A 26,695-nucleotide genomic window follows, 5' to 3' on the forward strand; every position below is an offset into this window, starting at 1 on the left:
GCCAATTAGGATGCTAATGTCCTGATTGGAGAATAGTCAATCGCAAATTAGCTCCGCTCGCCCGTTCTGATCACTTGGATTGATGCCGGGTCGATCGCCGCCAGCAGCACCGCGGCGAACGCGGCCAGACCGGCGAGCAGCAGGAAGAAGGCGCCGTGGCCCAGCGCGGTCCAGGCGGTGCCGACCAGCCCGGCGGCGAGGCTGCCCGCGAAGGTGGCGAGGTACCAGGCCGCCACGGTGGTCGCGCCCAGCCCCGCGGGGGCGAGCCGCGCGAACAGCCCCAGACCGGTCGGCAGGATGTGCAGCTCGCCCACGGTGAGCAGCGCGAAGAACAGCGCGAGCCACAGCCAGTGCGAGGCGCCTCCGCGCGCCGCCAGCCCGGCGAGCAGGAGATACGCGCCCGCCACGATCAGCGCACCCACCGCCATACGCCGCACCGGCCGCTCCGCGCGGCCGCGCTCGGCGCGCTGCCGCCACCGCGCCAGCAGCGGCGGGGTCAACGCCATCACGAACAGCGGGTTGAGCGACTGGAACCAGGTCATCGGCACGATCGCGGCGCCGGCGCGGCGATCGACCCCGCTGTCCGCCCAGAGCGCCACGGTGTTGCCGACCTGCTCATAGGCGGCGCGAAAGATGGTGACGCACAGCGCCACCGCGACCAGCAGCAGCGCCACCTCGCGCGTGAAGCGGCCGCGCGGCGCGGCGTGGCGCACCGGCGCGGCGCGCGCCGTCGCGGGCAGGTAGCGTTGCCCCCATAGGTAGATGCCCAGCCCCGCCACCATGCCGACCCCGGCGGCGCCGAAGCCGTAATGCCAGCCGTACAGCTCACCCAGCGTCCCGCACAGCAGCGGCGCGAGGAAGCCGCCGATGTTCACGCCGACATAATAGACGTTGTACGCCCAGCCGACGCGCGGGTCGCCGGGGGCGTAGAGATCGTCGATCTGGCTCGGCAGGCTCGGCAGGAACAGCCCGTTGCCGAGCGCGATCGTCACCAGCGCGACGTAGAAGAGCGGCTCGAACGCCATCATGAAATGGCCCAGCGCCATGATCGCGCCGCCCAGCACGATGGCGCGCCTCTTGCCGAGCAGCCGGTCGGCGATCACCCCACCCAGGATCGGCGTGAAATAGGCGCAGGCGGTGTAGGCGCCGTAGATCAGCGAGGCCTGCGCCTGCCCCAGCATCAGCTGCTTGGTCATGTAATAGACCAGGAGCGCGCGCATCCCATAGTAGGAGAATTGCTCCCACATGTTGGTGAGAAACAGCACCGTCAGCCCGCGCGGCTGACCGAACCAGGTTGGCGCGGGCGGTGCGGCGGCGCTCACCCGCCCCATACCTCCGCGCCGGCGTAGAGCAGGCCGTCGTCGTAGCGCACGCCCGGCGCACGATCCTCGGCGAGGAAGGTCGGGCCGTCGAGGTCGACCAGGTCGGCGAGCTGGCCCAGCACGAAGCCGGGCGCGGTGGCGAGACTGGTGCCAATCATCGTCCCCACCATCACGCCCAGCCCGAGCCGGCGCGCCGCGGCGGCCATCAGCAGCCCCTCGGTGAGCCCGCCGCACTTGTCGAGCTTGATGTTGACCACGTCGAAGCGCCCGACCGCGCCGGCGACGTCGGCGAGCGTCAGCAGGCTCTCGTCGCCCGCGATCGCGATGGCGGAGCGGTAGCCGTCGAGCGCCGCCTCGGCGCCGCGGGCGAGCGGCTGCTCCAGCAGCGACACGCGGTGCGGCAGCAGGCCAGCGACCAGCGCGTTGAGTTCGGCGCGCGCGAAGCCCTGGTTACCGTCGACGCCGAGCCACACGTCGGGGCGCGCCGCACGGATCGCGGCGACGCGCGCGAGGTCGAGGTCCAGCTCGCCGGTCAGCTTCACCTTGATCGAGCGCGCCCGTGCGTAGCCGCGCGCCACCGCCGCCATCGCCGCGGGCGTGTCGGCGCTGACGGTGAAGGTGGTGACGATCGGGCGCGGCGGCTCGCTCAGCCCGGCGAGCTGCCACACCGCCGTGCCGCTGCGTCGCGCCTCCAGGTCCCACAAAGCGGCGTCGACGGCGTTGCGCGCGCCGCCCGCGGGCATCAGCGCGCGCAGCTGCTCGCGCGTCGGCCCCGCCTCGATCGCGGCGCGCGCCGCCTCCACGTCGGCCAGCATCTTCGCGACATCGTCGCCGAGATAATAGGCGCCGGCGCCCTCGCCGCGCCCCTGGTGGGTGCCGTCGTCGAGCGTGACGACCAGCACCTCGGCAGTCTCGAAGACATAGCCTGAGATGCGGAAGGGCTGTGCCAGCCGCAGCGTCGCGGTCTCGGTGGCGAGCCGCAGCATCAGTAGAACACCGTCAGCGCGAGCAGGTGGAAGGCCGCCGCGACCCACAGCACCACCAACGTGGCGACCAGCAGCAGCACCGCCCACAGCTTGCGCGTCCACGGCCGGCCGCCGCGGAGCGTCACGACCGCGTTCCAGCCCGCGATTCCGACCGCGCCGACGAACACGACGATGCTGGCGATCTGGAGGAACGTCACCGAGGCGTCGCCCGGCGCGCTGTCGCCGAACAGCACCGAGATCAACCAGAACCAGCCGCCCAGAACCAGCAGCACCGCCAGCGCCATCACCCGCGCAGCGCGCGCCGCGCGCAGCGACACCCCGGCGAGCGGTGCGGCAGCCTGGTAGCGGCGCCGCAGGTACCAGTTCGCGGGCCAGAACAGCGCGGTCAGCAGTAGTACGACGAGGCTGGCGTAGAGCGCAGGCAGCAGCCAAGCGGCGTCGCGGTAGGCGGGCACGCGGTCCCACACCATGAAGGGCGAGACGAGGTCGAAGCTCCAGCGCACCGGCTGCCCGTCGACCAGCTGCGCCGCGAGCCGGTCGTGTCCGGCGGGATCGCGCCAGACGTACGGCGCGACCTCGACCCAGGTGACCGGCACGCCGTTGGCGCCCTTGACCGAGGGAATGACGAGCCGGCCCTGCGCGTCGGCGCCCACCTCGGCCTGGCCGAACAGGTTGGCGATGTCGACGAAGTTGGTGAAGGACGAGCGGCTCACCTGCCAGTGGCCGGCGAGCGCCGCGGCGTGCCGGCGCGCGGTGGCCGTGTCGACGCGCCCGGCGGGCAGAGTCGCGGCGGGGAAGTAGCGGTCGGCGAAGTCCTGGAACAGTTGCCCGCGCGCGACATGCGCCGCGCCGTCGCGCCCGGCCGAGTTGAACGAAACGTACAGCCCGGTGCGCTCCGCCAGGAAGAGGTGAAGCGAGGTGTGCATCTGATTCGTGTCGCCCAGGTGCGCGATCACGCGGCGACCGTTGATGTTGGTCTCGAAGAAGCCGAGCTCCATGCGGTTGAGCGGCGGGATCAGCGATCGCGGGTTCACCTTGGCGAGCGGGCTGTCGTGCATCAGCGCCGCGGTCTCCGGACGCAGCACGCCGCGCCCGCCGTCGAGGTGCGCGATCATGAACTTGGCCATGTCGAGCCCCGAGGCGGAGAGCGACCCCGCCGGACCGGGCACGACGATCTCGAACGGCTTGGGATCGCCCGAGCCGAGCGGATAGCCCTCGGCCATCAGCCCGCGCAGCCGCGGCGGCAGCGGCTGACGGAAGCTCGCCGTGCGCATGTCGAGCGGGCGGAAGATGCGCTGCTCGACATAGTCGTCGAACGGCACGCCGCTGACCCGCTCGACGATATAGCCCGCCAGCGTCGTCGCCCAGTTGGAGTAGGCCGGGGTCGTGCCCGGCGCGTAGACGCGCGCGGGGACGTGGCGCTTGAGATAGGCGCCGATCGGCTCGACGTCGCGCGCGTCATAGGTGATCAGCTTCTTGTTCGCCTCCTCGAACCCGGCGGTGTGCGTCATGATCTGGCGCAGCGTGATCGGTTGCCCGTGAAAGGCGGGGATGGCGAAATCGAGGTAGCGGTTGACGTCGGCGTCGAGGTCGAGCTTCCCGGCTTCGACCTGCTGCATCACCGCGGTCCAGGTGACGAGCTTGGATACTGAGCCAGGGCGGAAGAGGGTGAGGTTCGGATCGACCGGACGGCGCTTCGCGACGTCGGCATAGCCGTAGCCGCGCGCCGCGATCACCTGGCCGTCGCGCACCACCGTCACCACCGCGCCCGCGATGTCGCCACTGTGCAGCGCATACGGCATGTAGCCGTCGAGCCAGGCGGTGACGTCCTCGCCGGTGAGCGCGCGACCGACCGTGGGTGTGACCGGTGCCGCGGGCGCGGCCGGCTGCGCCACCGTCGGCGCGCCCGGCTTCACCGGCGCCTGCGCTGGCGCCAACGCCGCGATCGCCGCCGCGCCGAGCGCCGCCGACACCCACGCGAGCATCCGTCCCGTCCCCATTGCCGCCGCCTCCGCTTGTCGTTATCCTCAGGTATCATCCTGATCAGGACAAGGTTATCCTGTTTAGGCGCCTCGTCAATGGCTCATGGAGGACGCGCTTTGCCGACATCGCCCCCGACCCTGGGCGCGCTCCTCAAGGGGCTCCGCGCGCGCGAGGGCTGGACGCTCAAGGAGATGAGCGCCAAGTCCGGCATTCCGGTCTCGACCCTCTCCAAGATCGAGCACGATCGGCTGACGCTGACCTATGACAAGTTGCAGGCCCTCGCCCGGCGGCTCGGCATGCGCATGACCGACCTGTTCGCCGAGGAGAGCGAGGAGGCGGCGCAGCCCGTCACCGCGCGACGCAGCCTCGGCGACGTCGCGCATTCGGTGCGCGTGGAGACGCCCAACTACGACTATTACTACCTCTGCACCGAGCTGCGGCGGAAGCGCATGATCCCGGTCGTCACCAAGATCCGCGCCCGCTCGGCCGAGCAGTTCGGCGAGCTGGTGCGTCATTCGGGCGAGGAGTTCCTCTACGTGCTGAGCGGGCGGGTGGAAGTGCAGACCGAATTCTACGATCCGGTCACGCTCGAGCCCGGTCAGGCGATCTACATCGACTCGAGCATGGGACATGCCTATCTCGCCGCGACGGGCTGCGAGGAGGCCGAGGTGCTGGCGGTGATGTCGAGCGCCGAGGAGGAACTGATGGAATCGCTGCTGACTCTCCACCACGGCCAGCGCGGCGCGGGCGCCGAGAATGAGAACGACCCGCCCGCGTCGCCGCGCCGCCGCGGAGGCGCCCGATGAGGGCCGCTCTGCTCGCCGCCGCGGCGCTGCTCGCCGCCACGCCCGCCGCCGCGCAGGACTATACCGCCCGCGTGGCGCGCGTGCTCAAGGCAACGCCGCTGATCGACGGCCACAACGACTGGCCCGAGGCGCTGCGCGAGCGCGAGGGCGAGAAGCGCTGGACGATGGACCTGCGTGACCTCGGCGCGAGCGACCCCGCCTACAACACCGACATCGCGCGGCTGCGGCGAGGGCTGGTCGGCGGGCAGTTCTGGTCGGTGTGGGTGTCGCCCGACCTGCCCGGCAAGGAGCAGGTGGAGCAGACGCTCGAGCAGATCGATCTCGTCCGCTCGCTCGCCGACCGCTACCCCGACACGTTCGCGTTGACACGCACCGCCGCCGACGTGCGGCGCGCGCACGCCGCGGGGCTGATCGCCTGCCTCATCGGCGTGGAAGGCGGCGGCCAGATCGACGGCAGCCTCTCGGTGCTGCGCGCCTATGCCGCACTGGGCGCGGGCTATCTCACCCTCACCCACTCGCGCACGATCGACTGGGCCGACTCCGCCACCGACGATCCGCGCCATGACGGCCTTACCGACTTCGGGCGAAAGGTGGTGCTCGAGCTCAACCGGCTCGGCATGCTGGTCGACCTGTCGCATGTCAGCGAGAAGGTGATGCGCGACGCGCTGGCGGTGACGCGCGCGCCGGTGATCTTCTCGCACTCGGGGGCGCGCGCGCTGAACGACCACCCGCGCAACGTGTCGGACGACGTGCTGCGGCTGGTGGCGCGCAACGGCGGCGTGGTGATGGTCGACTATGCGCCTGGCTATGTCGCCGACGCCTACCGCCGCTGGTCCGCCGACTCGCTGGCCGAGAAGGCGCGGCTCAACTCGCCGCCGTACAACGGTCTCGACATCGGCCAGCCGGACAAGGCGGCGGCGGATTACGCCGCCTGGCTACGAGCGCATCCAGCCCCGGCGGTGACGCTGTCGCAGGTGGCGGATCATATCGCCCATGTCGCCAAGGTCGCGGGTGTCGATCACGTCGGGCTCGGCTCGGATTTCGACGGCGTTGGCGCGACCTTGCCGCAGGGACTCGGCGACGTGTCGACCTATCCCGCGCTGCTCGCCGAGATGATGCGCCGCGGCTGGTCCGACGCGGACGTCGCCAAGCTGGCCGGCGGCAACGTGCTGCGCGTGATGGAAGGCGCCGAGCGGGTCAAGGCGCAGTTCACGTCGCGGCAGTGACCCGGGTCGACGGGCCGGCGCGCGCGATACCGCGCCGGCCCGTCGTCACGCTCACATGATCAGGCGGGCGGTCAGGACGAAGCGGCGCTCCTGTTCGAGGAAGCTGGCGGGCAGCTCCGCACCGCTGCCGATCAGGATATACTCCTTGCGCTGCGTATCCAGCAGGTTGTTGACGTTGAAGCCGAGCTGGACGTTGCGCGTGACGAAGGCGTTCACCGACAGATCGAGCTGCCCGTATTCGCGGACGTATCGCTCGGCGCCGAACTGCCGCCCCACGTTGTCGTCGCGCAGATAGGCGCTGCGCCAGGCATAGGCGAGCCGCGCGTCGATCCCGGCATGATCATAATAGAGCACCGCATTGGCGCTCTTCTTCGACAGGCCCGGCAGCGGCGTGGTGCGCGACACGCCGTCGGCGCTGCGCACGCTGGCCTTGCTGTCGGCATAGGTGAAGTTGAGGATCGTGCCGAAGTAGCTCAGCGCGCCGGGCAGGAAGAAGAACGGCGACTGAAGCCCCGCTTCGAGCCCGTGGATCGTCGCACTGTCACCGTTGGTCGGCTGAGTGAAGGCGATGATGCCGCTGGTCGGCAGGCCGGTCTCCTGATCGGGGAAGCTGGCCAGCTCCGAGACGGTCGTCTGCGAGATCAGCGAACCGATCTGCTTGGCGAAGCCGTTGAGAGTCAAGAGCGCACCCGGGTGGAAATACCACTCGAAGCCGAGATCTTCCTGGTCGGCGAGATAGGGGCGGAGATTGGGATTGCCGCGGTTGCCGGTGCGCGGCCCCGAGTTGATCGTCGTCGCGGGGCTCAGCTGATCGAGCGTCGGGCGGGTCATCGCGCGCGAGTAGGTGCCGCGGATCAGCATGTTGGGCGCGACTTCCCAGCGCGCGTTGATCGCCGGCAGGAAGTTGGTGTAGCGCGCGTCGACGTTACTCGGGGTCAGCTCGGTGCCGATCAGACCGAAGCCGTCCGACGACGTGTCCGTCACGATCACGCGCAGCCCGGCGTTGACGGAAAGCGCACCCATGGTGAAGTTGCCCTGGAGGTAACCGCCGTAGGTCTGCTCCACCACCTGGAAGGAGTTGAGCTGGTCACCCTGAGGATCGGTCGCGAACTGGTCCGAGGTGAACGGGTCGAGCCCCGGGTAGATCGTCTGGATCAGCTTCGCGCGATCGACCGAGAGGATGCGATCGGGCGTGGTCGCGTTGCGCACGCTGAACGGCAGCGTGGCGGCGAACGCACCGAGGCCGAGCGGGCTCGCGCCGAGCAGCTCGGCGCCATTGTACAGCCCGACGTTGCGCGCCTGCTGGCGCGAGGTGCGGTGGGTGTAGCGCGCGCCGGCCTGGATGCTGGTTAGGCCGGGCACCCCCTCGAACTCGCGGGTCGCGTCGACGCGACCGACATATTCGTCGATCGTGTTCACCGCGCGGTTGAAGATGAAGACGTTGTAGCCGAAGCGATCGGGGTTGCTGCTGAAGTCGGTGGCGGTCGAGGAGAATTGCGGCACGTCGCCGTCGACGCGATAGGTCACGTCGGCGCCGTAGGCGGCGAAGGAATAGAGGTCGAGCTCGTTGCTGGAACGCTGGTGCGCGTAGCTGAAGCCCGGCGTGATCGTCAGATGGTCGGCCGCCTCCCATTTGGCGCGCAGCGTGCCCTGATAGACCTTGTTCTCCTGCGGCTGGTAGCTGTAGCCGACGCGGTTCTGGATGTTGCGGAAGGTCGCTTGGGTGACCGCGCCGTTCTCGACGACATAGTCGGTCGGCGCCTGATTGCCCGGCGCGCTGGTGCCGTCGGCGAAGAAGCTGGTCCCCTCGATCGGCGCGTCGGGGCGATCGTCGATCTGCGTCCCCTTGCGCCGCGCGTAGAGGAAGTCGGCGGTCAGCTCGAGCCGCTCGGTCGGGCGCGCCTGCCCGGCGACAGTGACGCCGAGATTCTCGCGCTTCTGCTGGTAACTGTAGAAGGCCGTGGTGCGGGGCGTGGCGGCGTCGAGCAGCGTCGCCGGCGCGGTGGCGAGCACGTCGGCGGAGGCGATGTTGCGGAACGGCACCCAGGGGCCGAAGTCGACCTCGTTGGTGCGGAAGTCGGTCTTCGAATAGGCCGCGGCGACGGTGATGCCGTAGCGGTCGTCCCAGTTCTGGCTGACCAGCCCGAACAGGCGCGGCATCGCCTTGCCCTTCTGCCCGATCGTGACCCCGCCGGTCGCGGTGACGCGAAGCCCGGGTATGTCGAAGGGCTTGGGCGTCTCCTGCAGGATCGTGCCGGCGAGCCCGCCCTCGACGGTGCTGGCGGTCGGCGACTTCTCGACCGTCACCTTGGCGAACAACTCGGGCGCGAGGACGCTGAAGTCGAAGCCGTTGAGCGCGGTGCCGCCGTTGATCTCGCTGCGCGTGAACTGCGGACCGAGGCCGCGCAGGTTGATCGTCTGCCCCTCGCCGTTGACCGAACGGTCGATCGTGATGCCGGGCACGCGCTGGAGCGATTCCGCCAGGTTGTTGTCGGGGAACTTGCCGATGTCCTGCGCCGAGATCACGTCGACGACCGAGATCGAGCGGCGCTTGTCGGCGAGCGAACGCTCGATGCCGGCGCGCAGACCGGTGACGACGACGTCGGCACCTTCCGCGTCCGATGGCGCGATCTCGGCACCATCGGTGGGGGCGTTGGCGCCGATCGTCTGCGCCTGCGCGCTTGTGCCGGCCGAGACGATCGCGCTGCCGATCAGGAGGGTTCGACGCAGTCGGCGGTACGCACAGCTCTTCATGTTAGCCCCCTGTTTCGTTTCGCATCGTTGTCGTCATGCCGACGCCGCTGCTCGCTGCGCCCGCGACCGTCGCTGGCATCACTCGATCGCGCGAGAGTCGCCTCGCCTACTCAGACACTCATCGGACATTCCCGGCTCAGGACGTTGGGTCCTCCGCCTCGTTCAGCCGATCGCACGTAAAGGTCAGCGCGCTTTCTTTCGCTGTGCTATCGCGAGCGCAACATCACAGTCAATTAGAAAAGAAGCGAAACCACCCGAATATAGATGAAAGGCGGCGACGACGGGTGCGTCCGCGCAACAAACGTGCGGCGCTCGGTTTCTCGATCGGCCCTGTCCACGGCAAGGCGGCGGCCCGCGGCGGCCCCGCAGCGGCTTCTCTAGCGACGCGACGCAAGCCCTTCCCCGCCGCCGCGCAACGCGGCCTCCGCCCATGTCGTGACGAGCGGCAGATCGGTCGCGTCCCCGACCTTGCGCGTGACCAATTCGATCACCCGAACGCCGCGCAGCTCGGCGCGCAGCGGGCGCGCGGCCTCGCCGAAGCGCATCGCGCCCGAGCGCGCGAGCAGCCGGCCGTCGCCGTAGACGAGGAACTCCGCGGCGTCGCGCGTGTCGCGGGTGGAATCGTCGACGCCGACGAGCGCCTCGAACCGCGCGGCGCCGCGCGTGCGCACCTCGAGCCGCGATTGCGCCAGCACGCCGATGCCGGTGTCGTAGCTGCGCCCCGCGACCTGGAGCGTCTGGTCATAGGGCGTGGCGTCGGCCTGCGCGCCGCCCCAGCCGGCGTAGGTCGGGCGCTCGCCGGTGTCGCGCGTGCCGCTCCACTGCCCCATCATGCGATGCACCATGGGGTCGGGCTCGGGCGCGACCACGCCGTCGACCGCGACGTTCACGTCACCGGGCACCTCCGACAGGTACATGCCGTCTCGCAGCCGTCGCGTGCCGCTCACCTCGAAGACGCGGCTCTCGCGCGGCGCCAGCGTGAACGTGGTCTCGCCGGTGAAGGGCGCCAGCGTTCGACCGCTCCATAGGTCGTGCAGCGTTATCGGCGCGTCGGGCGCGAGCTTGAGCTGCGCCGCGGTGAGGTTCATCTCGGCCGGCGCCAGCCCGCGGTTGAGCAGCACGACCGCCTTGTGGCCGTTGCTCAATGTCTTCACGATCGTCTGCACGTCGTCCGAGGCGTAGGCGATCACGCCCTGGTGGCCGCCCGGGTCCTGGTTGACGCGCACGATGTCGGCATTGCCCCAGATCCTCATGAGGCTGTCGGGCGCCTGGCGCAGGTCATAGCCGATGAACAAGGGCGCGTTGATGATCGCCCAGAGCGCGAAGTGCGTGCGCGCCTCGGTGAGGTGCTGCGCGTCGAAGTCGCCCTGCCCGATGAACAGCATGTCGGGATCGTTCCACGCGCCGGGCTTGGCGTAGAGCGCGCGGGTCGACGCGCTGTCGAACGAGTGGAGCATGCGCGTCCAGTGCGGCGTGATGTCCTGGCTGGTGCGCCACATCTGGCCCACCTCCTTGCCCCAGCGGCGCACGTCGGCGCTGCCCCAGGTGCACAAGGCGAGGATCGAGTCGCCGTCGGGGCGGTAGCGCGCGATCGCGGCCGCGACCGCGGCATAGAGCGAGCGGACCTGCGCCACGTCGGTGCGGTTGATCGAGGCCTGGTCGATCAGCGGCGGGAAGGCGCGATAGCCGTTCTGCACCACCACCGGCGCGCCGGGTGCGTAGACGTTGATCCCGCAGGCGTCGACCTTGAGATAGTCGAAGCCCCAGTCGCGGAAGTAGAGTGCCACGTCCTGGTCGACGTGGCCGTAGAGCCCGACCTCGCGCTCCGCCGTCGTGCCCTCGGGCAGATTGGGCGAGTGGAGGTCATAGGCCTGCGAGCAGGCATTGCGCCCGATGTCGCTGTACAGCCCCGCCTTGAGCCCCATCGCGTGAAGCCGGTCGGTGAAGGGACGGAAGCTGCTGTTGCCGCCGGCGACCGCGGCGGAGGGGAAGATGCGCGTGCGGATCATCAGCCGCCCGTCGGCGGTGCGGCGCTTGAGCCACCAGCCGTCGTCGACGTTGACGTAGCGATAGCCGAGCTTGGCCAGCCCGCTGTCGACCAGCTTCTGCGCGGCGCCGAGCACTTTCTCCTCGTCCACCTCGGTGCGAAAGGCGTTCCACGAGCTCCACCCCATCGGTGGGGTGCGCGCCGCGGCATGCTCGGGCGCCGACCAGCGACCGGTCGGCGCGAGCGGGTCGGGCGCCGCCGCGGCGGGGCCGGCGAGCACGAGCGCGAGCGTGGCGAGGGACAAGGTAGGCAGGCGCATCGGACGGGACCTCGCTGTTCGCCACATCATAGATCTCGCCGCTGCACGGGAAAGGGCCGGAGACGACGAACCACCCGCTTCGCCGTGCTCCGGCGGACGCCGGAGCCCAGCGTCATGGCCGGCGGCGCCAGTGGCACCAGGCTCCCGCACGCGCAGGAGCACAGCAGCGGATCAGACGAGGAACCCAATCGCTTACCTCGACGCGGCAAGGTGGCGGGCGTAGAGCGCCGCACCATAGCCGGGCGCGTGGAGCGGCTCGACCGGCGCGCAGCCCGCCGCCTCCAGTCCCCTTGTGAACGCGTCGCGCACCGCGGGCACGTTGGCGAGCACGCCGCCCGACCAGGACACCGGCACGCGCTCGCCCGGATCGAAGCCGAGCCGCGCGCGCAGCGCGGTCGCGAGCAGCACCAGCTCGGCCGCGGCCTCCCCCAGGATCGCGCGCGCCACGGCGTCGCCTGCGTCGGCGGCGCGCGACACGAGCGTCGCCAGCGCCGCGATCTCGCCGCGGGCCATGCCGCGCGCGCCCATCACGCGCTCGCACAGCGCCAGGTCATCGTCGAGCACGAGCGCCTCGCGCAGCAGCGCGTGCAGCGGCCCGATGGGCAAGCGACCGTCACTCATCCGGGAGAAAGCGGTGAGTCCGGTGCGCGCGATCCAATAGGCCGAACCCTCGTCGCCGAACAGCTCGCCCCAGCCGCCCGCGCGCGCGCCGCGGCCGCCGCGCTCGCCATAGGCGATCGAGCCGGTGCCCGCGACGACGTTAATCCCGTCCGCGCACGCCAGCGATCCCGCCCAGCCGCACACCATGTCGTTGTCGCAGCGGAAGCGCGCGTGGCCGAGCAGCTCGCGCACCCCGGCGTCGAGCCGCGGGTCGACCGCGCTGTCCTCGCCATAGGCGGGCAGCCCGAGGAAGACGTGGTCGAGGTGCGCGGGCGCGGCGCCGATCTGGGTGCAGATCGCGCTCACCCCCTCGGCGATGCGCCGCACCGCTTCCGCCTCGCCGACCTCGAGATGGTAGGTCGTGCCCGTCACCGCGCTCGCGATCACCGTGCCCGCGGTGTCGATGCAGACGAACTCGGTCTTGGTCCCGCCGCCGTCGACGCCGAGGTAGAGGCGCCCGCTCATGCCTCGTCGGCGTGGATCCGCACGCCCTGCACCACGCGGTTGACGGTGCCACTCGCGTTGGGCTGGTCGGGCGTGAGCCCGAGCGCGAGCGAGACGTGGAGCGCGAACAATTGCGCCGGCACGATATAGGGGAAGAGCAGGTCGGCGTCCGGCGCGTCGTCCATCCCGGCGAGCGCGATCGTGGCGCCCTCGTCCGCCCGCGCCGAGATGACCGCGACCTCGCCCGCGCGCGCGTCGCCGCGCAGCTCGGCGACGATGTCGAGGTCGTAGCGACGCGTCAGCGGGTCGTTGGCGACGAATACCACCGCCAGCGTGCGGTCGGTGATGATCGTCTTGGGGCCGTGGCGGAAGCCCAGCGCGCTGTCGAAGGCGGTGACGACCGCGCCGTCGCTCAGCTCCATCAGCTTGAGCGCGGCCTCGCGCGCCAGCCCGGTGAACACGCCGCTGCCGAGATAGACGACGCGGTCGAACCCGCGCGCGGCGAGCGCCGCGGCGACCGGCTCGGCGCGCGCCAGCATGTCCTGCACGCCCGCAGCGATGGCACCGATCCGCGCGTCCATCGCGGCGATGCCGCCGAGCGCGGACAGCGCCGCGAGCGTCATCGCGGTAAAGCTCGACGTCATGGCGAAGCTGCGGTCGTGCGTTGCCTCGGGCAGCACGATGACGTGCGCGCGCGCGCCGCCGCGGCGCGCCAGTTCGCCCTCGGCATTGCAGGTCACGATCAGGTGGTGCGCCTCGGCGACGCGGCGGTCGACCAGCTCGACCGCGGCGACGCTCTCGGGGCTGCTGCCGGAGCGGCCGAACGAGACCAGCAGCGTCGGCACATCGCCGCGCAGGTACAGCTCGGGCGCGCCGACGATGTCGGTGGTGGCGATCGCCTCGACCGCGCGACCGAGCGCGCGCGACAACCACGGCGCGAGGCACTCGCCGATGAAGGCCGAAGTGCCCGCGCCGGTCAGCACAATACGCAGCTCTGGACGCGCGAGCAGCGGCGCGAGGAACGCCTCGATCTCGCCGCGCGCCTCGCTCAGCAGCTTCTGGGTGGCGCGCAGCGTCGCGGGCTGTTGCGCGATCTCGCGGCGCGTCCAGGAGGAGTCGCCGGGCTCCGCGGCGGGGGCGGCGATCAGCGTGTCAGTCATGGGGAAAACAGGCTCCGTGATAGGCGTCGAGCGTGGCGCCGACCTGCGCCATCACGAGCTCGGCGGGGTCGAGACCGGCGCGGCCGGCGCGCACCGCGGCATAGGCCGCGGGCAGATATTGGCTGAGCAGCGGCAGCGGCGGCGGGGTCTCGCGCAGGTTGGCGAACAGCCGCTCCTGCGCCGCCGCGATCGTCGCGTCGGGCCAGTAATAGCGGATTCGGTCCGACAGGCTGTACTGCAGCTGCAGGTCGAGCGCGGGGCCGGTGGCGTGGTAGTATTTCGCCCAGTTCTTCGGCTCGGCGCGCAGCCGCTCGAGCGTGACGGCGCGCAGGTTCGCGCGCGCGCCCTCGGCGACCGTCTCGCGGTCGATCGCGTCGAGCGCCCAGAGCGCCTCGCGCAACGCGAAGGTAACGCCGGGGCCCACCTTGAGGATCGCGAAATGGTCGCGCACCAGCGCGGCGAGTGCCTGCGGCGTCTGATAGTCGGTCGAGTGCGCCTCGTAGACCAGATGCCGCACCGGCTCGATCGCGCGGCTCAACGCGACCGCGCGCTCGGGGCGATAGTCGACCACCTTGTCATGGTCGAACTCGACGCCGGGCTGCACCACGGTGGCGATGACGCGCTCCCAGGCTTCGGCGAGTCCGGAAGCACGGAACAGCTCGCGATGCATGTCGACGGTGGCGATCGCCGCTTCGGGATCGGTCACCGCCAGCTCGTCGAGGTCCTCGGCGGCGCCGCCGGGCACGGGCACCTCGGTACCGATGACATAGACCGGGGCCGCCGCGGGATCGCCGGAAAAGGCGTCCTCGGCGGCGCGGCACAGGCGCGCAGCGCGCTCGGCGATCGTCCGCTCGGGCAGCGGCACGGGATCGTCGGCGCAGCTCATCGAACAGTCGAGGTGGATCTTGGCGAAGCCGGCGCGGACATAGTCGGCGACCATCGTCTCGGCCTTGGCCATCGCCTCGGCCTCAGGCAGCGCCGTCCAGGCGTTCGGTCCGAGATGGTCGCCGCCGAGCACCAGCCGCTCGAGCGGATAGGCGACTCGCGCCGCGATGCGCTCGACGAAGGCGCGGAAGTCGGCGGGGACCATGCCGGTATAGCCGCCGTCCTGGTTCACCTGGTTGGAGGTCGCCTCCACCAGCGCGAACGGCGCGCCGTTCGCCAGCGCGTGGCGCAGCGCCGCCTCGATCACCAGCGGGTGCGCCGAGCAGACCGAGGTCACGCCGATGCGCTCCCCCGCCTTATGCCGGTTCACCAGGTCGAGAAGTAAGTGCACGTGCGTCTCCCTTTACGCGGCCGACATAACGCCGGACGCAGCAGAACACAAGAAAGCGAAACTTAGCGAAACTAAATAGTCGCGGCTGCGGGTTCGCCCTCCGGATCGGCCGCATCGGGCTCGATCGCGAGCAGCAGCGAGGCGGTGAGCGCGAGCACGATCCCCAGCGTCTTGAGCGGCCCCGGCACGACATGGAGCACCGCGAGCGAGATCAGCGCGGTGGCGAGCGGCGCCCCTGCGTTGGCGAGCGGCGCGACGATGATCGCCTTGCCGTAGCGAAAGGCGAACACCAGCGTCAGCGCACCGATCGCGTTGAGCAGCTGGATCGCCGCGGCCAGCCCGGGCCCGTCGAGCCCCCAATTGATCGCGCGGCCGGTATCGGTCATCGCCCAGGCCACCGGGGCGAGCGCGAGCCCTGACAGCGTCATGTAGACGAAGATGCTCTCCGCCGAGGTGACGTGATTGGCCGCCTTCATGAAATAGGCCTGCACGCCCCAGCACAGCATCACCGCCACCGCGGGCAGCAGCCACGCCGCCGAGGCCCCCGTCCCGCCCGTGCCGGGCGCGAAGTCGAAGGTGGGCAGCGCCAGCAGCGCGAGCAGGATGCCCAGCGCCCCCAGTCTGCCGGTGCGCTCGCCCATCAGCAGGAAGGACATCGCGATCGTCACCACCGGCGACAGCGAGATGATCGGGAAGATCAGATAGGCCGGCCCGCGCGCCACCGCGTAGAACAGCAGCATCTGCCCGCCCGCGCCGAGCAGCCCCACAGCCAGCCCATAGCCGATCGCGCGCGGCGAGCGGTCGAGCCGCCACCCCGCCTGCCTCAGCACCACCAGCGCGGGCGGCACCATCGTCAGCGCCCAGACGACATAGACCAATGTCTCGGGAAAGCCGCGCTGCGGCGACAGGCCCGAGAAGGCCCCCCACACGCCCCATAGCACCACCGTGACGAGCGCGTTGACGAGCCAGCCGCGCCCCGCCGGCGCCGCCCCGCTCATGCCGCGCCCCGCGCGATCGGGGTGGCGCGCACCAGCAGCGCGCGCTCGAACGTCGCGTCGAGCGTCGGCTTGGCGCGCGAGGCGGTGCCGAGCGAGCGGCCGCTGAAGCCGTCCACCAGCGCGTAGCTGCCCTCACCCAGCCCGCGCAGAGCGATCGGTCCGGACCAGCGATCAGCGTAGAAGGCGTAGTGGAGCGCACCGTCCTTCGCGATCGCGTGCGCCTCGGGCTTGTCGAAGCCGATGTCATACAGCCCGCCGAGATACTCCCCCTTGGGCAGCATGTGCTCGCGGTACAGCGCGACCCACTTGCCCCAAAGCGCTTCCTTCTCGGGCGTGAGGACGAACCCGCCCGGGGGCAGCTTCTCCATCGGCTTGGGCGTGTCGCGCGGCCAGGTGAACTTGGTCGAGGGGATCGCGCCGATGCCATAGGCGGAGGCGAAGTCGTCGCCGCCGTCGCTCAGCTCGACATGGTCGCCTGAGTAAGGCGCGGACGGACCCATCAGCGCCTTGAAGGTCTTGCCCTTCAGCCGGATCTGCCAGGACGACAGCGGGTCCGAGGCGGGCGTGTTGTTGGTCGCGGGCAGATTGTGGAAGGCGAAGCTATCGCCGCACGGGCACAACTCGAGCACCGCCTCAGGATTAGCGGCGACCGCCTCGTCGTGGATCGCCTTCCAGAAGTCCTGCAGCTTCTCGCTCGACTCTTCGGGATGCGCGTGGCGGTGCGCGGGATTGTAGCAGGGCGCGACGCCGTTGAGATGCTGGCCGTCGAGCTTGAGCCCGTCATAGCCCCAGTCGGTGACGATGCGGCGCACCAGCGCGCGGAAATAATCGACCGTCGGCTGATACGCCGGGCAGAGCGTGAAGGCGTTCCAGAAGCTGACGTTCTGCGCCGAGCCGTCACGGTCGAGCAGCAGCATGTCGGGATGGTCGCGCAGCAGGTCGGTGCCGGGGTCGACCGCGAGCGGCGCGAGCCACAGCCGCGGGCGCATGCCGTCCGCCTTGATGCGATCGGTGAAGGCGCGCATGTCGGCGTCGCCGCGCGGGAATTTGGCGGGGTTGAGCTTCCAGTCGCCCTCCGCGGTCTGCCAGCCGTCGTCGAGCACCGCCCATTCGAAGCCGAGTGCCTTGGCTTTTGGCAAAGTGCCATAGACCTGGTCGAGCGTGAAGTCGCGCTCATAGCCCCAGGCGCACCAGATCGGCCCGTAGCTCGACTCGGGGATCGGGGGCGCCTCGACCCCGCGCTCGGCCATCAGCCGGCGATAGGCGTCGAGCGGGCGAAAATGATCGCCGGCGTGCGCCATCAGGAAAGCGGTCGGCAGCGTCAGCGTCGCGCCCGGCGCGAGCAGCGCGGGCTGATCGCCGCTCAGTCCCAATCGAGTCGCGCCGGGCTGCGCGGCGACCGGCAGCGCGACCTGGCGCGGGCTGGTCTCGAGATGGCCGACCGCCAGCCCGACGTCGCGGCGCCACACCACCGCCACGGGCGTTCCGCCGCCATAGTCGGAGGCGTTCATCCCCATGAAGTTGCGCTGCTCGAACCCCGGCGCGACCTTCTGCACCCAGTCGCGCCGGTCGGGATAGGAGGCCCCCGCGAAGGTCCAGGCACCGTCGGCGTGCGCGGTGAGGTCGTGCGTCGCGACGCGCCAGCCGGCGATCGCCAGCGGCGCCACGCCGGTGTTGCGGTAGCTCACCTCGTAGAGCGCGAGGCCGGGAAAAGCGTCGAGGAAGGTCACCGCCACGGTCTGCTCGACCTGCCCGCCCGCGGTGGCGCGCAGCACGTGGCGCCGCCCCCTGCCGTGCGGCCCCGCCGCAGCCTCCTCGCGATGGTCGAGCAGCAGGAAACTGCCGAGCGGCGCGGCGCCGGCGAGGAACAGCGCCTCGGGCTGCGCGCGCGGCGTGATCACCTGGCCGCGATGCGCGACCGTGGCGCGCATGGCGCGATCATAGTCGATCGTCAGCGTGCCGTCGCTCAGCCGCACCCCCGCGGGCGCGGCCGCCCAGACCGCGCTGCCGAGATCGGGCAGCGCCACCGCCGCGCCCCCGACGAGCAGGCGACCGAGCATGGATCGACGCGTGACGGAGGTGAACGGCATCGCTGACTCTCTCCTGTGCGGCTCGATGGCCGGTGAGAAAGAGCTTGCACCAACGCGGACGGACGCGCAAACAAAAACCGCAACATCAAGGCGCGTTTTCTTTCGTTACGCGCGAGTGGGAGAGAGACGATGAGCCTGATCGCGGTCCTGCTGATGGCGAGCGCGGCGACGCCCGTGGCGCATTACACCGAGGCCGACTTCGCGCGCGTCGCCAAGTTCGACTCGCATTTTCATGCCAATGTCGAGGATTCGAGCTTCCTCGCCCTCGCCAAGCGCGACCGCTTCGATGTGCTGTCGATCAACGTCGACTATCCCGACTTTCCCCCGCTCGCGCGCCAGGCCGCGATCGCGCGCACGATGCGCGCCGCCGACCCGGCGCATTTCCGCTACGCCACCACCTTCTCGATGGCGGGCTTCGGTACGCCGGGCTGGACCGAGCGCACGATCGCGCAGCTCGATCAGGCCTTCGCGCGCGGCGCGATCGCGGTGAAGGTGTGGAAGAACATCGGGATGGTCGCCAAGGACGCGAGCGGCAAACGCGTCTTCCTCGACGATCCGCGGCTCGACGGCGTGATGGCGCATCTCGAGCAGCGCGGCATCCCGCTGATCGCGCACCAGGCCGAGCCCAAGAACTGCTGGCTGCCGCTCGACCAGATGACGACCGACAACGACCGCGAATATTTCAAGGCGCACCCCGAATATTACATGTACCTCCACCCGGAGGAGCCGAGCTACGAGGCACTGATGGCAGCGCGCGACCGCTTCGTCGCGCGCCACCCGAAGCTGGCGTTCGACGGCGCGCACATGGCCAGCCTGGAGTGGAGCGTCGACGAGCTGGCGCGCTTCTTCGACCGCTACCCCAACACCGTGGTCGACCTCGCCGCGCGCCTGTCCAACCTGCAGGTCCAGTCGAACGCCGATCTCGCGAAGGTGCGCGCCTTCTTCATCAAGTACCAGGACCGCATCCTCTACGGCACCGACCTCACCGACAGCCCACCCGATCCCGCCGCGCGCGCGCAGAACCCGCCCGCCACCAGCGACTTCCCGAAGGAGGCCGACCGCGTCTGGCGCGCCGACTGGCGCTATCTCGCGACGCCGCTGCCGCAGCGCGTCGACGCCATCGGCGCCGACGCCAAGGGGCTCAACCTGCCCCGCGCTGTGATCGACAAGATCTACTGGGGCAATGCGCGACGGTTCTTCCATCTGGCGAGGTGAGGTGGTGGGTAAGGTGGCGCGGCTGAGGCTTGTGCCCCCCGCCACTCCCCCCACACGCACAACCCGTCATCCCGGACTTGGTCCGGGATCCAGCCGTCCGCGAGAGCAACGGGGCATGGAACACGCGGCACCGTGGATCCCGGAACAAGTCCGGGATGACGGAGGAAAGGGAAAGGGAGCGGCTCGCTCGAAATCCCCGTGCTCCTGCGCACGCAGGAGCCCAGAGTCACGCGCGACACCGCACCTGCCCCCTGGTTCCTGCGTGTGCAGGAACACGGGCGCGCTCACCACCGCTATCTCCGCGTCCGCGGAGACGCCCCCCTTCACGCCACGTGCAGGCGGAACCCCAGCCGCTCGGCCGCGGCCTGCAATCCCTCGGGGGCGCTGGCGTCGGTGACGAGGTCGTCGATCTCGGCGACGTTGAGGATGCGGTGGAGACAGACGCGGCCGAACTTGGACTGGTCGGTCACCGCGATCACCTGCTGTGCCGCCCGCACCATCTTGCGGTTGAGCATCGCCTCGGGCTCGTAGTGCGTGGTAATGCCGCGCTCGAGGTCGAAGCCGTCGACGCCGAGGAAGAGCTTGTCGACGTGCAGGTCGTCCAGCGCGGCCTCGGTCTGCGCGCCGTAGAAGGCGCGATTGCGCCGGCGCAGCGCGCCGCCCAGCATCACGACGCGGATCCGCTCCTTGCGCGCCAGCGCGCAGAGGATGTCGAGGTCGTTGGTGAGGACGGTGATCTCCTCATCGTCGGGCAGATGGTGCGCGATCTGGAGCGTCGTCGTGCCCGAGTCGAGCACCACCGACTCGCCCGGCCGCACCATCGCCGCCGCCATCGCGCCGATCCGCGCTTTCTCGTCGACGTGCGCCGCGCGTTTCGCTTCCACCGCGGGTTCGGCGATCACGTTGACCGCGTCGGCGACGATCGCGCCGCCGTAGGAACGCTCGGCCACACCGCGTTTCGCGAGGAAGTGCAGGTCCTTGCGGATCGTCTGCATCGACACGCCGAAGCGCTCGGCGAGCGGCGCCACCTGCACGCTGCCGCGCTCGCGCACCATCGCGCTGATCTGCTGCCGTCTGCCGCTGGTGTCCCGTACCGTGGACATCGCATCCTCCCGTTCGCGCACCGGCTTACCAGCCGTGACCGGCGGCTACAATGCTCCCGCTAGGTTTCGTTTCTTTTCTATTTGACAGTATTGCTACGCTCACGATAGCAAGTCGCAACGTTTCGCATCGGGTGCGGCGAAGAGGGAGAGTGGCGATGACGCAGCTGCAGCACGGGCGTGGCAAGATCCTGGCCGGCGCGAGCCTGGCCGCCCTGCTCATCGCCAGCCAGGCTGCGGCGCAGGACGCCACCGCCCCGGTCGACGGCACGCAGCAGTCCTCCACCGCCTCGCCCGACCCGCAGGCGGTGCTGTCCGACCCGTCGCAGCAGCCCGGCGAGACTGGCCAGCCCGACGGCCCGGTGACGACCGGCGGCGACATCGTCGTGCGCGGCGTCCGCGGCAGCCTGCTCCGCTCGATCCAGGCCAAGCGCAACGCCGACACGATCGTCGACGCCATCTCCTCCGAGGAGCTCGGCAAGTTTCCCAATCGCAACGTCGCCGAGGCGCTCGCCAACATCCCGGGCGTGACGGTCGGACGCGACGGCCGCGGCGAGGGACGCGACATCACCGTGCGCGGGCTCGGCTCCAATTTCGCCATCACCACGCTCAACGGCCGCATCCTGCCGACCGACGGCACCGACCGCTCGTTCCAGTTCGACGTGCTGCCGTCCGAGATCATCTCGGGCGCCGAGGTGAAGAAGGCGGTACGTGCGTCCGAGCTGGAGGGCAGCATCGGCGGCAACGTCGACCTGCGTACCGCGCGACCGCTCGACCGCCCCGGCTTCCACGCCTCCGCCGCGCTCGAGGGCCAGTATAACGACCTGGTCGACAAGGGCGGCTACAAGGCCAGCGGCGTCGTCAGCACCACCTTCGCCGACGACACGATGGGGCTTCTGGTCGGCGCCAGCTACAACAAGTACAAGTTCCGCACCGACAACCTCGGCGAATATTCGATCACCGACGGAACGGAGGCGGGCTATGGCATCGACTTCAACCGCGACGGCAAGGTCGACCCGAACACCGCCGGCCCGGCCTATATCTGGCCGGATTACTACAGCGTCGGCTATGTCACCGGCGAGCGCGAGCGGATCGGCGCGGCGGGCGCGTTCCAGTGGAAGCCGTCGAGCCGCTTCGAGCTGACCATCGACGGCGTTTACAGCCATTTCGACGTCACCCAACACAATTACCGCTCGTCCAACTATCTCAACCCGCTCGGCGACGACGGCGCGCCGCGCTGGGACCCGGCGTCGATCTCGGTCGATCGCAACAACGTGGTCACCGGCTTCGCGATCAACGACCTCGTCTCCGAGGTGCTGACCACCGACGAGCCGCGGCAGAGCCAGACCTATCAGATCGGCGGCCACATCGACTGGCGTCCGGTCGACCAGCTCAAGCTCGCCTTCGACGGCTATTACGGCAAGGCGACCAACAATACCGGCGGGCGCAACCGCTTCGTCGTCGCGGGCGTCCCCGGTGCCTCGGCGACCTTCGCAACGCGTGACAACGGCCTGCCCGATCTCGCGATCACGCTACCGGGCGGGCGCACGATCGACCAAGCCACCAACGACGACTATCGCGCGCACTATATCGGCATCCAGGGCCAGGACATCTCGGACGAAATCAAGAGCGGCAAGATGGACGGCGAGTATCGCGTCGACAATGGCGCGTTCAAGGCGATCAGCTTCGGCGCCGCCTGGACCGATCGTCGCAAGAACGTCACCACGGTCGACAATCAGTACACCACCTCGTGCAACTATTGCGGCTACCCCTTCACCTTCGGGCAGATCGGCGCCGACGTGGTGCGCCCGGGACAGGGCAACATCTTGAGCAAGCTGCCGGGCAACTTCCCGCGCAACTTCCCCAATTTCGACATCGACACCTATCTGGCGGCCTTGCCCCGCGCAGACAACAACCCGGCGGTGCTCAACCCCAACAGCTGCCTCGATGCGAGCGGCGCGACGGTCGACGGCTGCGCGCTGTCGCCCTATCCCGCCGGCTATTCGACCCAGATCATCCAGGACGACCTGCCCGCCTCCTACCGCATCCGCGAGCGCACCTGGGCGGGCTACGTCCAGTTCAACCTCGCCGGCGAGCGCTGGCGCGCCGACATCGGCGGGCGACTGGTCGCCACCAAGGTGTCGTCGGTGGGCTACGGCGCCTCGATCGCGACGATCATCCCGCGCGCCGGCACGCAGGACAATGCGGTCGCCTTCAACGAGGTCGAGCCGATCACGGGCGGCGGCGACTATCTGCGGCTGCTGCCCGCGGCGAACTTCGCCTATGATCTCGCGGACGGGCTGCGCGTGCGGCTCGCGGCGTCGCAGGCGATCTCGCGCCCGACCTTCGCCGAGCTGTCCCCCGCCAAGGACGCCACTTCGGCGCAGTCGGGCACCTATATCATCTATGACGCGGGCAATCCGAACCTGAAGCCGACCGAGGCCAACCAGCTCGACCTGTCGCTCGAATATTATCCGTCCAACCGCCTCGCCCTGACCGCGGCGGCCTTCTACAAGCATATCACCAATTTCGTCTCGACCGTGCCGGTCGACGTGGTGGTCACGCCGACCGCGCAGCCCGCCAACCAGCAGCAAAATTTCGACTTCGTCGAATACCAGGTGCGCAACGGCGACAGCGCCGACGTCTACGGCGTGGAGGTCGGCGGCCAGTATTTCCTCGACAACGGCTTCGGCGTGCAGGCGAACCTCACCTACAACCGCTCGCGCGCCACGTCGGGCGACGTCACCACCGACCTGCCCGGCGCCATCCCCTTCTCCGCCAACGGCAAATTGTTTTACGAGAACCACGGGATCGGCGCGCAGGTGTCGTACAGCTTCCAGTCGCGCTTCACCTACGCGCAGTCGGGCAATCTCGCCTATCTGCCGGTGAAGGAGGATCCATACCACGAGGTCTCGGCGACTCTGTCCTATGACCTGAGCAGCCACCTCACCGTCTATGCGCAGGGCTCGAACCTGCTCGGCCAGGCGGTGAAGCGCTTCAACGACCTGCGCAATGTCCCCAACTTCTACGAATATTCGGGCCGCGCCTTCTTCTTCGGGGTGCGCGGACGGTTGTGATCGCGTGACACGACAGGCGGGGGCGCATCAGGACGAATAAGGGTCGGCCGTGGCGGCTTGCCTGGTCTGTCGCGCTCGCCGCGCCCGTGCACGCGCCAGGAGACATCGCCCCGGCCGAGCGATAAGGCCGCCGGATGAGCCGGCTGCTGCTGTTCAACAAACCGTTCGGGGTCCTCTCCCAGTTCACCGACCGCGGATCGCCGACGGCTCGCGCGACGCTATCGGACTTCATCGACGTGAAAGGGGTCTATCCCGCCGGGAGGCTCGATCGCGACAGTGAGGGCCTGCTGTTGCTCTGCGATGACGGCCGGCTACAGGCACGCATCGCCGATCCACGCTTCAAGATGCCCAAGACCTATCTTGTCCAGGTCGAAGGCGATCCGCAGGAACCGGCGCTGGCGCGCCTGCGGCAGGGCGTCAGACTCAAGGATGGCATGACACTTCCCGCCGAGGTCGATCGCATCGATGCACCGGACCTGTGGCCGCGCGATCCGCCGATCCGCCGCCGCGCGCTGATCCCCGACAGCTGGCTGAGGCTCACCATCCGCGAAGGGCGCAACCGGCAGGTACGCCGCATGACCGCCGCGGTCGGGCTGCCCACGCTGAGGCTGGTCCGCTGGTCGATCGGCGACTGGTCGCTCGTCGGGATCGCGCCGGGCGCATACGAGGCGCTGGCAGAACCGAGCGCGCCCGGCAGCGGCCGGTCTGCATGAGGGCAAAGCGCGTCACGAGAGCGGCGGCTCGTGCAAGGGCAGGTCAGCAAGGCTCAGATCGAAGATGAATTATCGCCACTCCTTCCATGCCGGCAACAGCGCCGATGTCGTGAAGCACAGCCTGCTGATCGCGCTGGTTCGAGCCTTGCAGCAGAAAGACGGCGCGCTGACCCTGATCGACACGCACGCCGGCTGCGGGCTCTACGATCTCGGCGGCGCACAGGCCCAGCGCACGGGCGAGGCCGCGCACGGCGTGCTGCGGGCCCTCGCCGACGCCAATCCTTTGTTGGACAGCTACCGCGCTGCCGTACGGGCAGTGAATGCCGGGGCGGAGCCGCGTCTCTATCCCGGCTCACCGCAGGTCCTCGCGCAGTTGCTGCGCCCGCAGGACGTGCTGATCGTCAACGAGAAGCATCCCGAGGACGCGCGCGCCCTGCGCGCCGCGATGCGCGGCACGCCCGCTGCCGTGCATGAGCGCGACGCCTACGAGCTGTGGCTGGCGCTGCTGCCGACCCGCACCGGTCGCGGGGTGGTAGTGGTCGATCCACCGTATGAGCAGACCGACGAACGCGCCCGCATCACTACCACCCTGGCCGCGGCGCACCGCAAATGGGCGCATGGCGTGACGGTGATCTGGTATCCTCTGAAGGATCGCGTGACGCATCAGCGATGGAAGGACGCCTTGCGGCGGCTCGACATCGCGAAGTTCCTGTCGATCGAGCATTGGTTGTACGATGCCGATGCACCCGGCATCTACAACGGCGCCGGCCTGTTCATCATCAATCCGCCCTATGCCTTCACGCAGGCGTTGCCGCCCCTGCTGGAAGCGCTTCGCGCCGCACTGGCGCCGGAAGGGCATCGGGGCGACATCACAGCGGATTGGTTGAAGCAGTGAGACTCGGCCAGAGACGACCCGCGTGCTAGCGGGCCGTTGGTCATGCTGATCACGTCAGCGATCGTCTGACGCGAGCCTGGCTCGCCCCGCTACTCACGCTAATCTGGCAAGCGGAGCGGCCGTGCTGCCGATGGTCGGCGTGATCCGGCCATCACCTCAGAGTCGCTGGCGCAGCGTCTGCGGCCTGTCGCGTGCCAGGGTCACGATCAGTTCGCCCAGCAGCCCGTTAGCCCAGGCGAACCACGGCCGAGTGAAGCGCGCGGGATCGTCCTTGTGGAAGGTCTCGTGGACGAAGCCGGTGTCGGCATCGGTGTCGCGCACCGACCTGAGGCAGGCGCGGACCAGCGCGTCGTCGCGGCTCGAGGCGGCGCGCACCAGCGTCGCCATCGGCCAGATCAGGTCGAAGCCGGCGTGCGGCCCGCCCAGCCCCTCCCCGGCGCGACCGCGAACGAACCAGGGGTTGCGCTCGCTCCACGCCGCCGCCTCGGTGCGGCGCCACAGCGGATCGTCGGGCGCGGCGCAGCCGAGAAACGCCAGGCCGGAGAGTGAGAGTTCGCAGCAATCGTCCATGAACAGCGCGTTGCCGAAGCCGTCGACCTCGAACGCCCACACCTCACTCCCGTCCGCCAGTCGCATGCGGCCGTGCTCGGCAAGCGCGGCCTCGATCTCCGCCGCCAGCGCGGCGGCGTCGGTGGCGAGCGCGGCGTCGCCGCGCGCCTCGGTCGCGACCACCGCGAGCTCACGCAGCGTGCGCGCGGCGAAGATGTTGGCCGGGATGAGGAACGGCAGGATCGTCGCGTCGTCGGACGGACGGAAGCTCGAGTGGATCAGGCCGACCTTCCGCGTGGGATTGCCGACGCTCCACAGCTGCGTTTCGGTCGGCTGCACGCTGCTGCGCTGGAAGCGGTACGGGCCGGCCCCGTCGCGGCGCTGCTGCTCGCGGAAGGTGCGGACGATCGCGCGCGCCGACTGCGCCCATTCCGCGGTGAAGGGCGCGCGGTCCCTGGTCGCGCGCCAATAGCTCGAGGCGAGCCGCAGGACGTAGCAGAGCGAGTCCACCTCCCACTTCCGCTCCGCCACGCCCGGCTTCATCTCCGTCTGGTCGTGCTGCGACGAGTCCAGGTCGGTGCGCCCGCTCGGATCCTGCAGGAAAGCGTTGGCATAAGGATCGATCAGCACGCAGCGCGCCTGCCGCGCAATCAACCCGCGGAACAGCCTGGTCAGCGCCGGGTCGCCGGCGGCGAGGTGGAGATAGGGGCGCAGCTGTGCCGAGGAGTCGCGCAGCCACAGGCACGGGATATCGCCGGTGATGACGAAGGCGTCGTCGTCGGTGACTGACAACACCGTCGTGTCGAGCGTGTTCGGGTAGCAATTCTCGAACATCCAAGCGAGCTTCGGGTCGGCGATCCGCCGCTTCACGCGCACGATCTCATGCTCCACCGCGGCGCTGTGGAACCGACGCTCGGATAGCGGCGGTCGCTTCGACGGTCGCGCCGGCGTCGCGGCCCAGGCGGGGCGGGCGGCGGCGAGCGCGGCCGGCGCGGCCAGCAGAGTGCGTCGGTCGAGGCCCAGCGTCGCGCCCGTTCCGGCGCCGTGTCGACCTTCCATACTCGATCCTCCTCGCCTGCCGGCCCGCACTACTTCGGCGCGCGCCTCTCATCCGCCTGGCTAGCATAGTCGCAGC

General features: G+C 69.9%; 18 protein-coding genes. 6 read left to right on the plus strand and 12 right to left on the minus strand.

Translation table 11 applies throughout. The features are described from left to right. Window positions 1-47 precede the first annotated feature (47 nt). Genes FHY02_RS08040 through FHY02_RS08050 form a run of 3 tightly spaced genes read right to left on the minus strand, consistent with a single transcriptional unit; the run spans window position 48 to window position 4,293 of the window. Window positions 48-1,331, minus strand: a complete 1,284-nt coding sequence (locus FHY02_RS08040) for a peptide MFS transporter (protein WP_183921254.1) — start codon at window positions 1,329-1,331, stop codon at window positions 48-50. Continuing rightward, entirely contained in the window at window positions 1,319-2,308 is a 990-nt protein-coding gene (locus tag FHY02_RS08045; protein WP_183921255.1) for a dipeptide epimerase, read from the minus strand. Before FHY02_RS08045 ends, FHY02_RS08040 begins: the two co-directional genes overlap by 13 nt. Beyond that, a complete protein-coding gene (locus tag FHY02_RS08050) occupies window positions 2,308-4,293 on the minus strand; it encodes a serine hydrolase (RefSeq protein WP_260172684.1) in 1,986 nt (661 codons plus the stop codon). The genes FHY02_RS08045 and FHY02_RS08050 overlap by 1 nt, the downstream gene beginning before the upstream one ends. 93 nt (window positions 4,294-4,386) lie before the next feature. Between FHY02_RS08050 and FHY02_RS08055 the strand changes: the two genes are divergently transcribed. Then, the gene (locus FHY02_RS08055) at window positions 4,387-5,097 is read left to right on the plus strand and encodes an XRE family transcriptional regulator (protein WP_183921257.1); all 711 of its coding nucleotides are present in this window, start codon (window positions 4,387-4,389) and stop codon (window positions 5,095-5,097) included. Then, window positions 5,094-6,323 (plus strand): dipeptidase, encoded by a 1,230-nt coding sequence (locus FHY02_RS08060; RefSeq protein WP_183921258.1) that lies wholly within the window; start codon window positions 5,094-5,096, stop codon window positions 6,321-6,323. The genes FHY02_RS08055 and FHY02_RS08060 overlap by 4 nt, the downstream gene beginning before the upstream one ends. A 51-nt stretch (window positions 6,324-6,374) precedes the next feature. Here FHY02_RS08060 and FHY02_RS08065 read toward each other — a convergent pair whose 3' ends face one another. The 7 genes from FHY02_RS08065 to FHY02_RS08095 form a co-directional block, all read right to left on the minus strand. Further along, the gene (locus FHY02_RS08065) at window positions 6,375-9,077 is read right to left on the minus strand and encodes a TonB-dependent receptor (RefSeq protein WP_183921259.1); all 2,703 of its coding nucleotides are present in this window, start codon (window positions 9,075-9,077) and stop codon (window positions 6,375-6,377) included. Between the two features lie 377 nt (window positions 9,078-9,454). After that, entirely contained in the window at window positions 9,455-11,383 is a 1,929-nt protein-coding gene (locus tag FHY02_RS08070) for an NPCBM/NEW2 domain-containing protein (protein WP_183921260.1), read from the minus strand. Window positions 11,384-11,575: 192 nt separating this feature from the next. Then, the gene (locus FHY02_RS08075) at window positions 11,576-12,508 is read right to left on the minus strand and encodes an N-acetylglucosamine kinase (RefSeq protein WP_183921261.1); all 933 of its coding nucleotides are present in this window, start codon (window positions 12,506-12,508) and stop codon (window positions 11,576-11,578) included. Then, the gene (locus FHY02_RS08080) at window positions 12,505-13,647 is read right to left on the minus strand and encodes an SIS domain-containing protein (protein ID WP_183921262.1); all 1,143 of its coding nucleotides are present in this window, start codon (window positions 13,645-13,647) and stop codon (window positions 12,505-12,507) included. Before FHY02_RS08080 ends, FHY02_RS08075 begins: the two co-directional genes overlap by 4 nt. Continuing rightward, a complete protein-coding gene (locus FHY02_RS08085) occupies window positions 13,640-14,923 on the minus strand; it encodes a D-tagatose-bisphosphate aldolase, class II, non-catalytic subunit (RefSeq protein ID WP_183921263.1) in 1,284 nt (427 codons plus the stop codon). The genes FHY02_RS08080 and FHY02_RS08085 overlap by 8 nt, the downstream gene beginning before the upstream one ends. Before the next feature lie 71 nt (window positions 14,924-14,994). Further along, entirely contained in the window at window positions 14,995-15,921 is a 927-nt protein-coding gene (locus FHY02_RS08090; protein WP_183921264.1) for a DMT family transporter, read from the minus strand. Then, window positions 15,918-18,011: a glycoside hydrolase family 36 protein gene (locus FHY02_RS08095; RefSeq protein ID WP_183921265.1), complete on the minus strand. Its 2,094-nt coding sequence runs from the start codon at window positions 18,009-18,011 to the stop codon at window positions 15,918-15,920. Before FHY02_RS08095 ends, FHY02_RS08090 begins: the two co-directional genes overlap by 4 nt. 129 nt (window positions 18,012-18,140) lie before the next feature. Between FHY02_RS08095 and FHY02_RS08100 the strand changes: the two genes are divergently transcribed. Beyond that, window positions 18,141-19,226 carry an amidohydrolase family protein gene (locus tag FHY02_RS08100; RefSeq protein ID WP_183921266.1) on the plus strand — a complete coding sequence of 362 codons (1,086 nt, stop codon included), beginning with the start codon at window positions 18,141-18,143 and terminating at the stop codon, window positions 19,224-19,226. A 323-nt stretch (window positions 19,227-19,549) separates the two neighbouring features. On the opposite strand, the gene agaR is transcribed toward FHY02_RS08100, so the two are convergent. After that, window positions 19,550-20,329 (minus strand): transcriptional repressor AgaR, encoded by a 780-nt coding sequence (agaR, locus tag FHY02_RS08105; RefSeq protein WP_183921267.1) that lies wholly within the window; start codon window positions 20,327-20,329, stop codon window positions 19,550-19,552. A gap of 155 nt (window positions 20,330-20,484) precedes the next feature. On the opposite strand from agaR, the gene FHY02_RS08110 reads away from it, so the two are divergent. The 3 genes from FHY02_RS08110 (at window position 20,485) to FHY02_RS08120 (ending at window position 25,011) form a co-directional block, all read left to right on the plus strand. Continuing rightward, on the plus strand, window positions 20,485-23,403 hold the full coding sequence (locus FHY02_RS08110) for a TonB-dependent receptor (RefSeq protein ID WP_183921268.1): 2,919 nt from the start codon (window positions 20,485-20,487) through the stop codon (window positions 23,401-23,403). Window positions 23,404-23,537: 134 nt separating this feature from the next. Then, window positions 23,538-24,116, plus strand: a complete 579-nt coding sequence (locus FHY02_RS08115) for a pseudouridine synthase (protein ID WP_183921269.1) — start codon at window positions 23,538-23,540, stop codon at window positions 24,114-24,116. Between the two features lie 64 nt (window positions 24,117-24,180). Next, window positions 24,181-25,011: a 23S rRNA (adenine(2030)-N(6))-methyltransferase RlmJ gene (locus FHY02_RS08120; protein WP_183921270.1), complete on the plus strand. Its 831-nt coding sequence runs from the start codon at window positions 24,181-24,183 to the stop codon at window positions 25,009-25,011. Window positions 25,012-25,167: 156 nt separating this feature from the next. Here FHY02_RS08120 and FHY02_RS08125 read toward each other — a convergent pair whose 3' ends face one another. Further along, window positions 25,168-26,619: a glycoside hydrolase family 125 protein gene (locus FHY02_RS08125; protein ID WP_183921271.1), complete on the minus strand. Its 1,452-nt coding sequence runs from the start codon at window positions 26,617-26,619 to the stop codon at window positions 25,168-25,170. Window positions 26,620-26,695 lie beyond the last annotated feature (76 nt).

Source organism: Sphingomonas sp. BK069 (assembly GCF_014193405.1).
Classification (GTDB): domain Bacteria; phylum Pseudomonadota; class Alphaproteobacteria; order Sphingomonadales; family Sphingomonadaceae; genus Sphingomonas.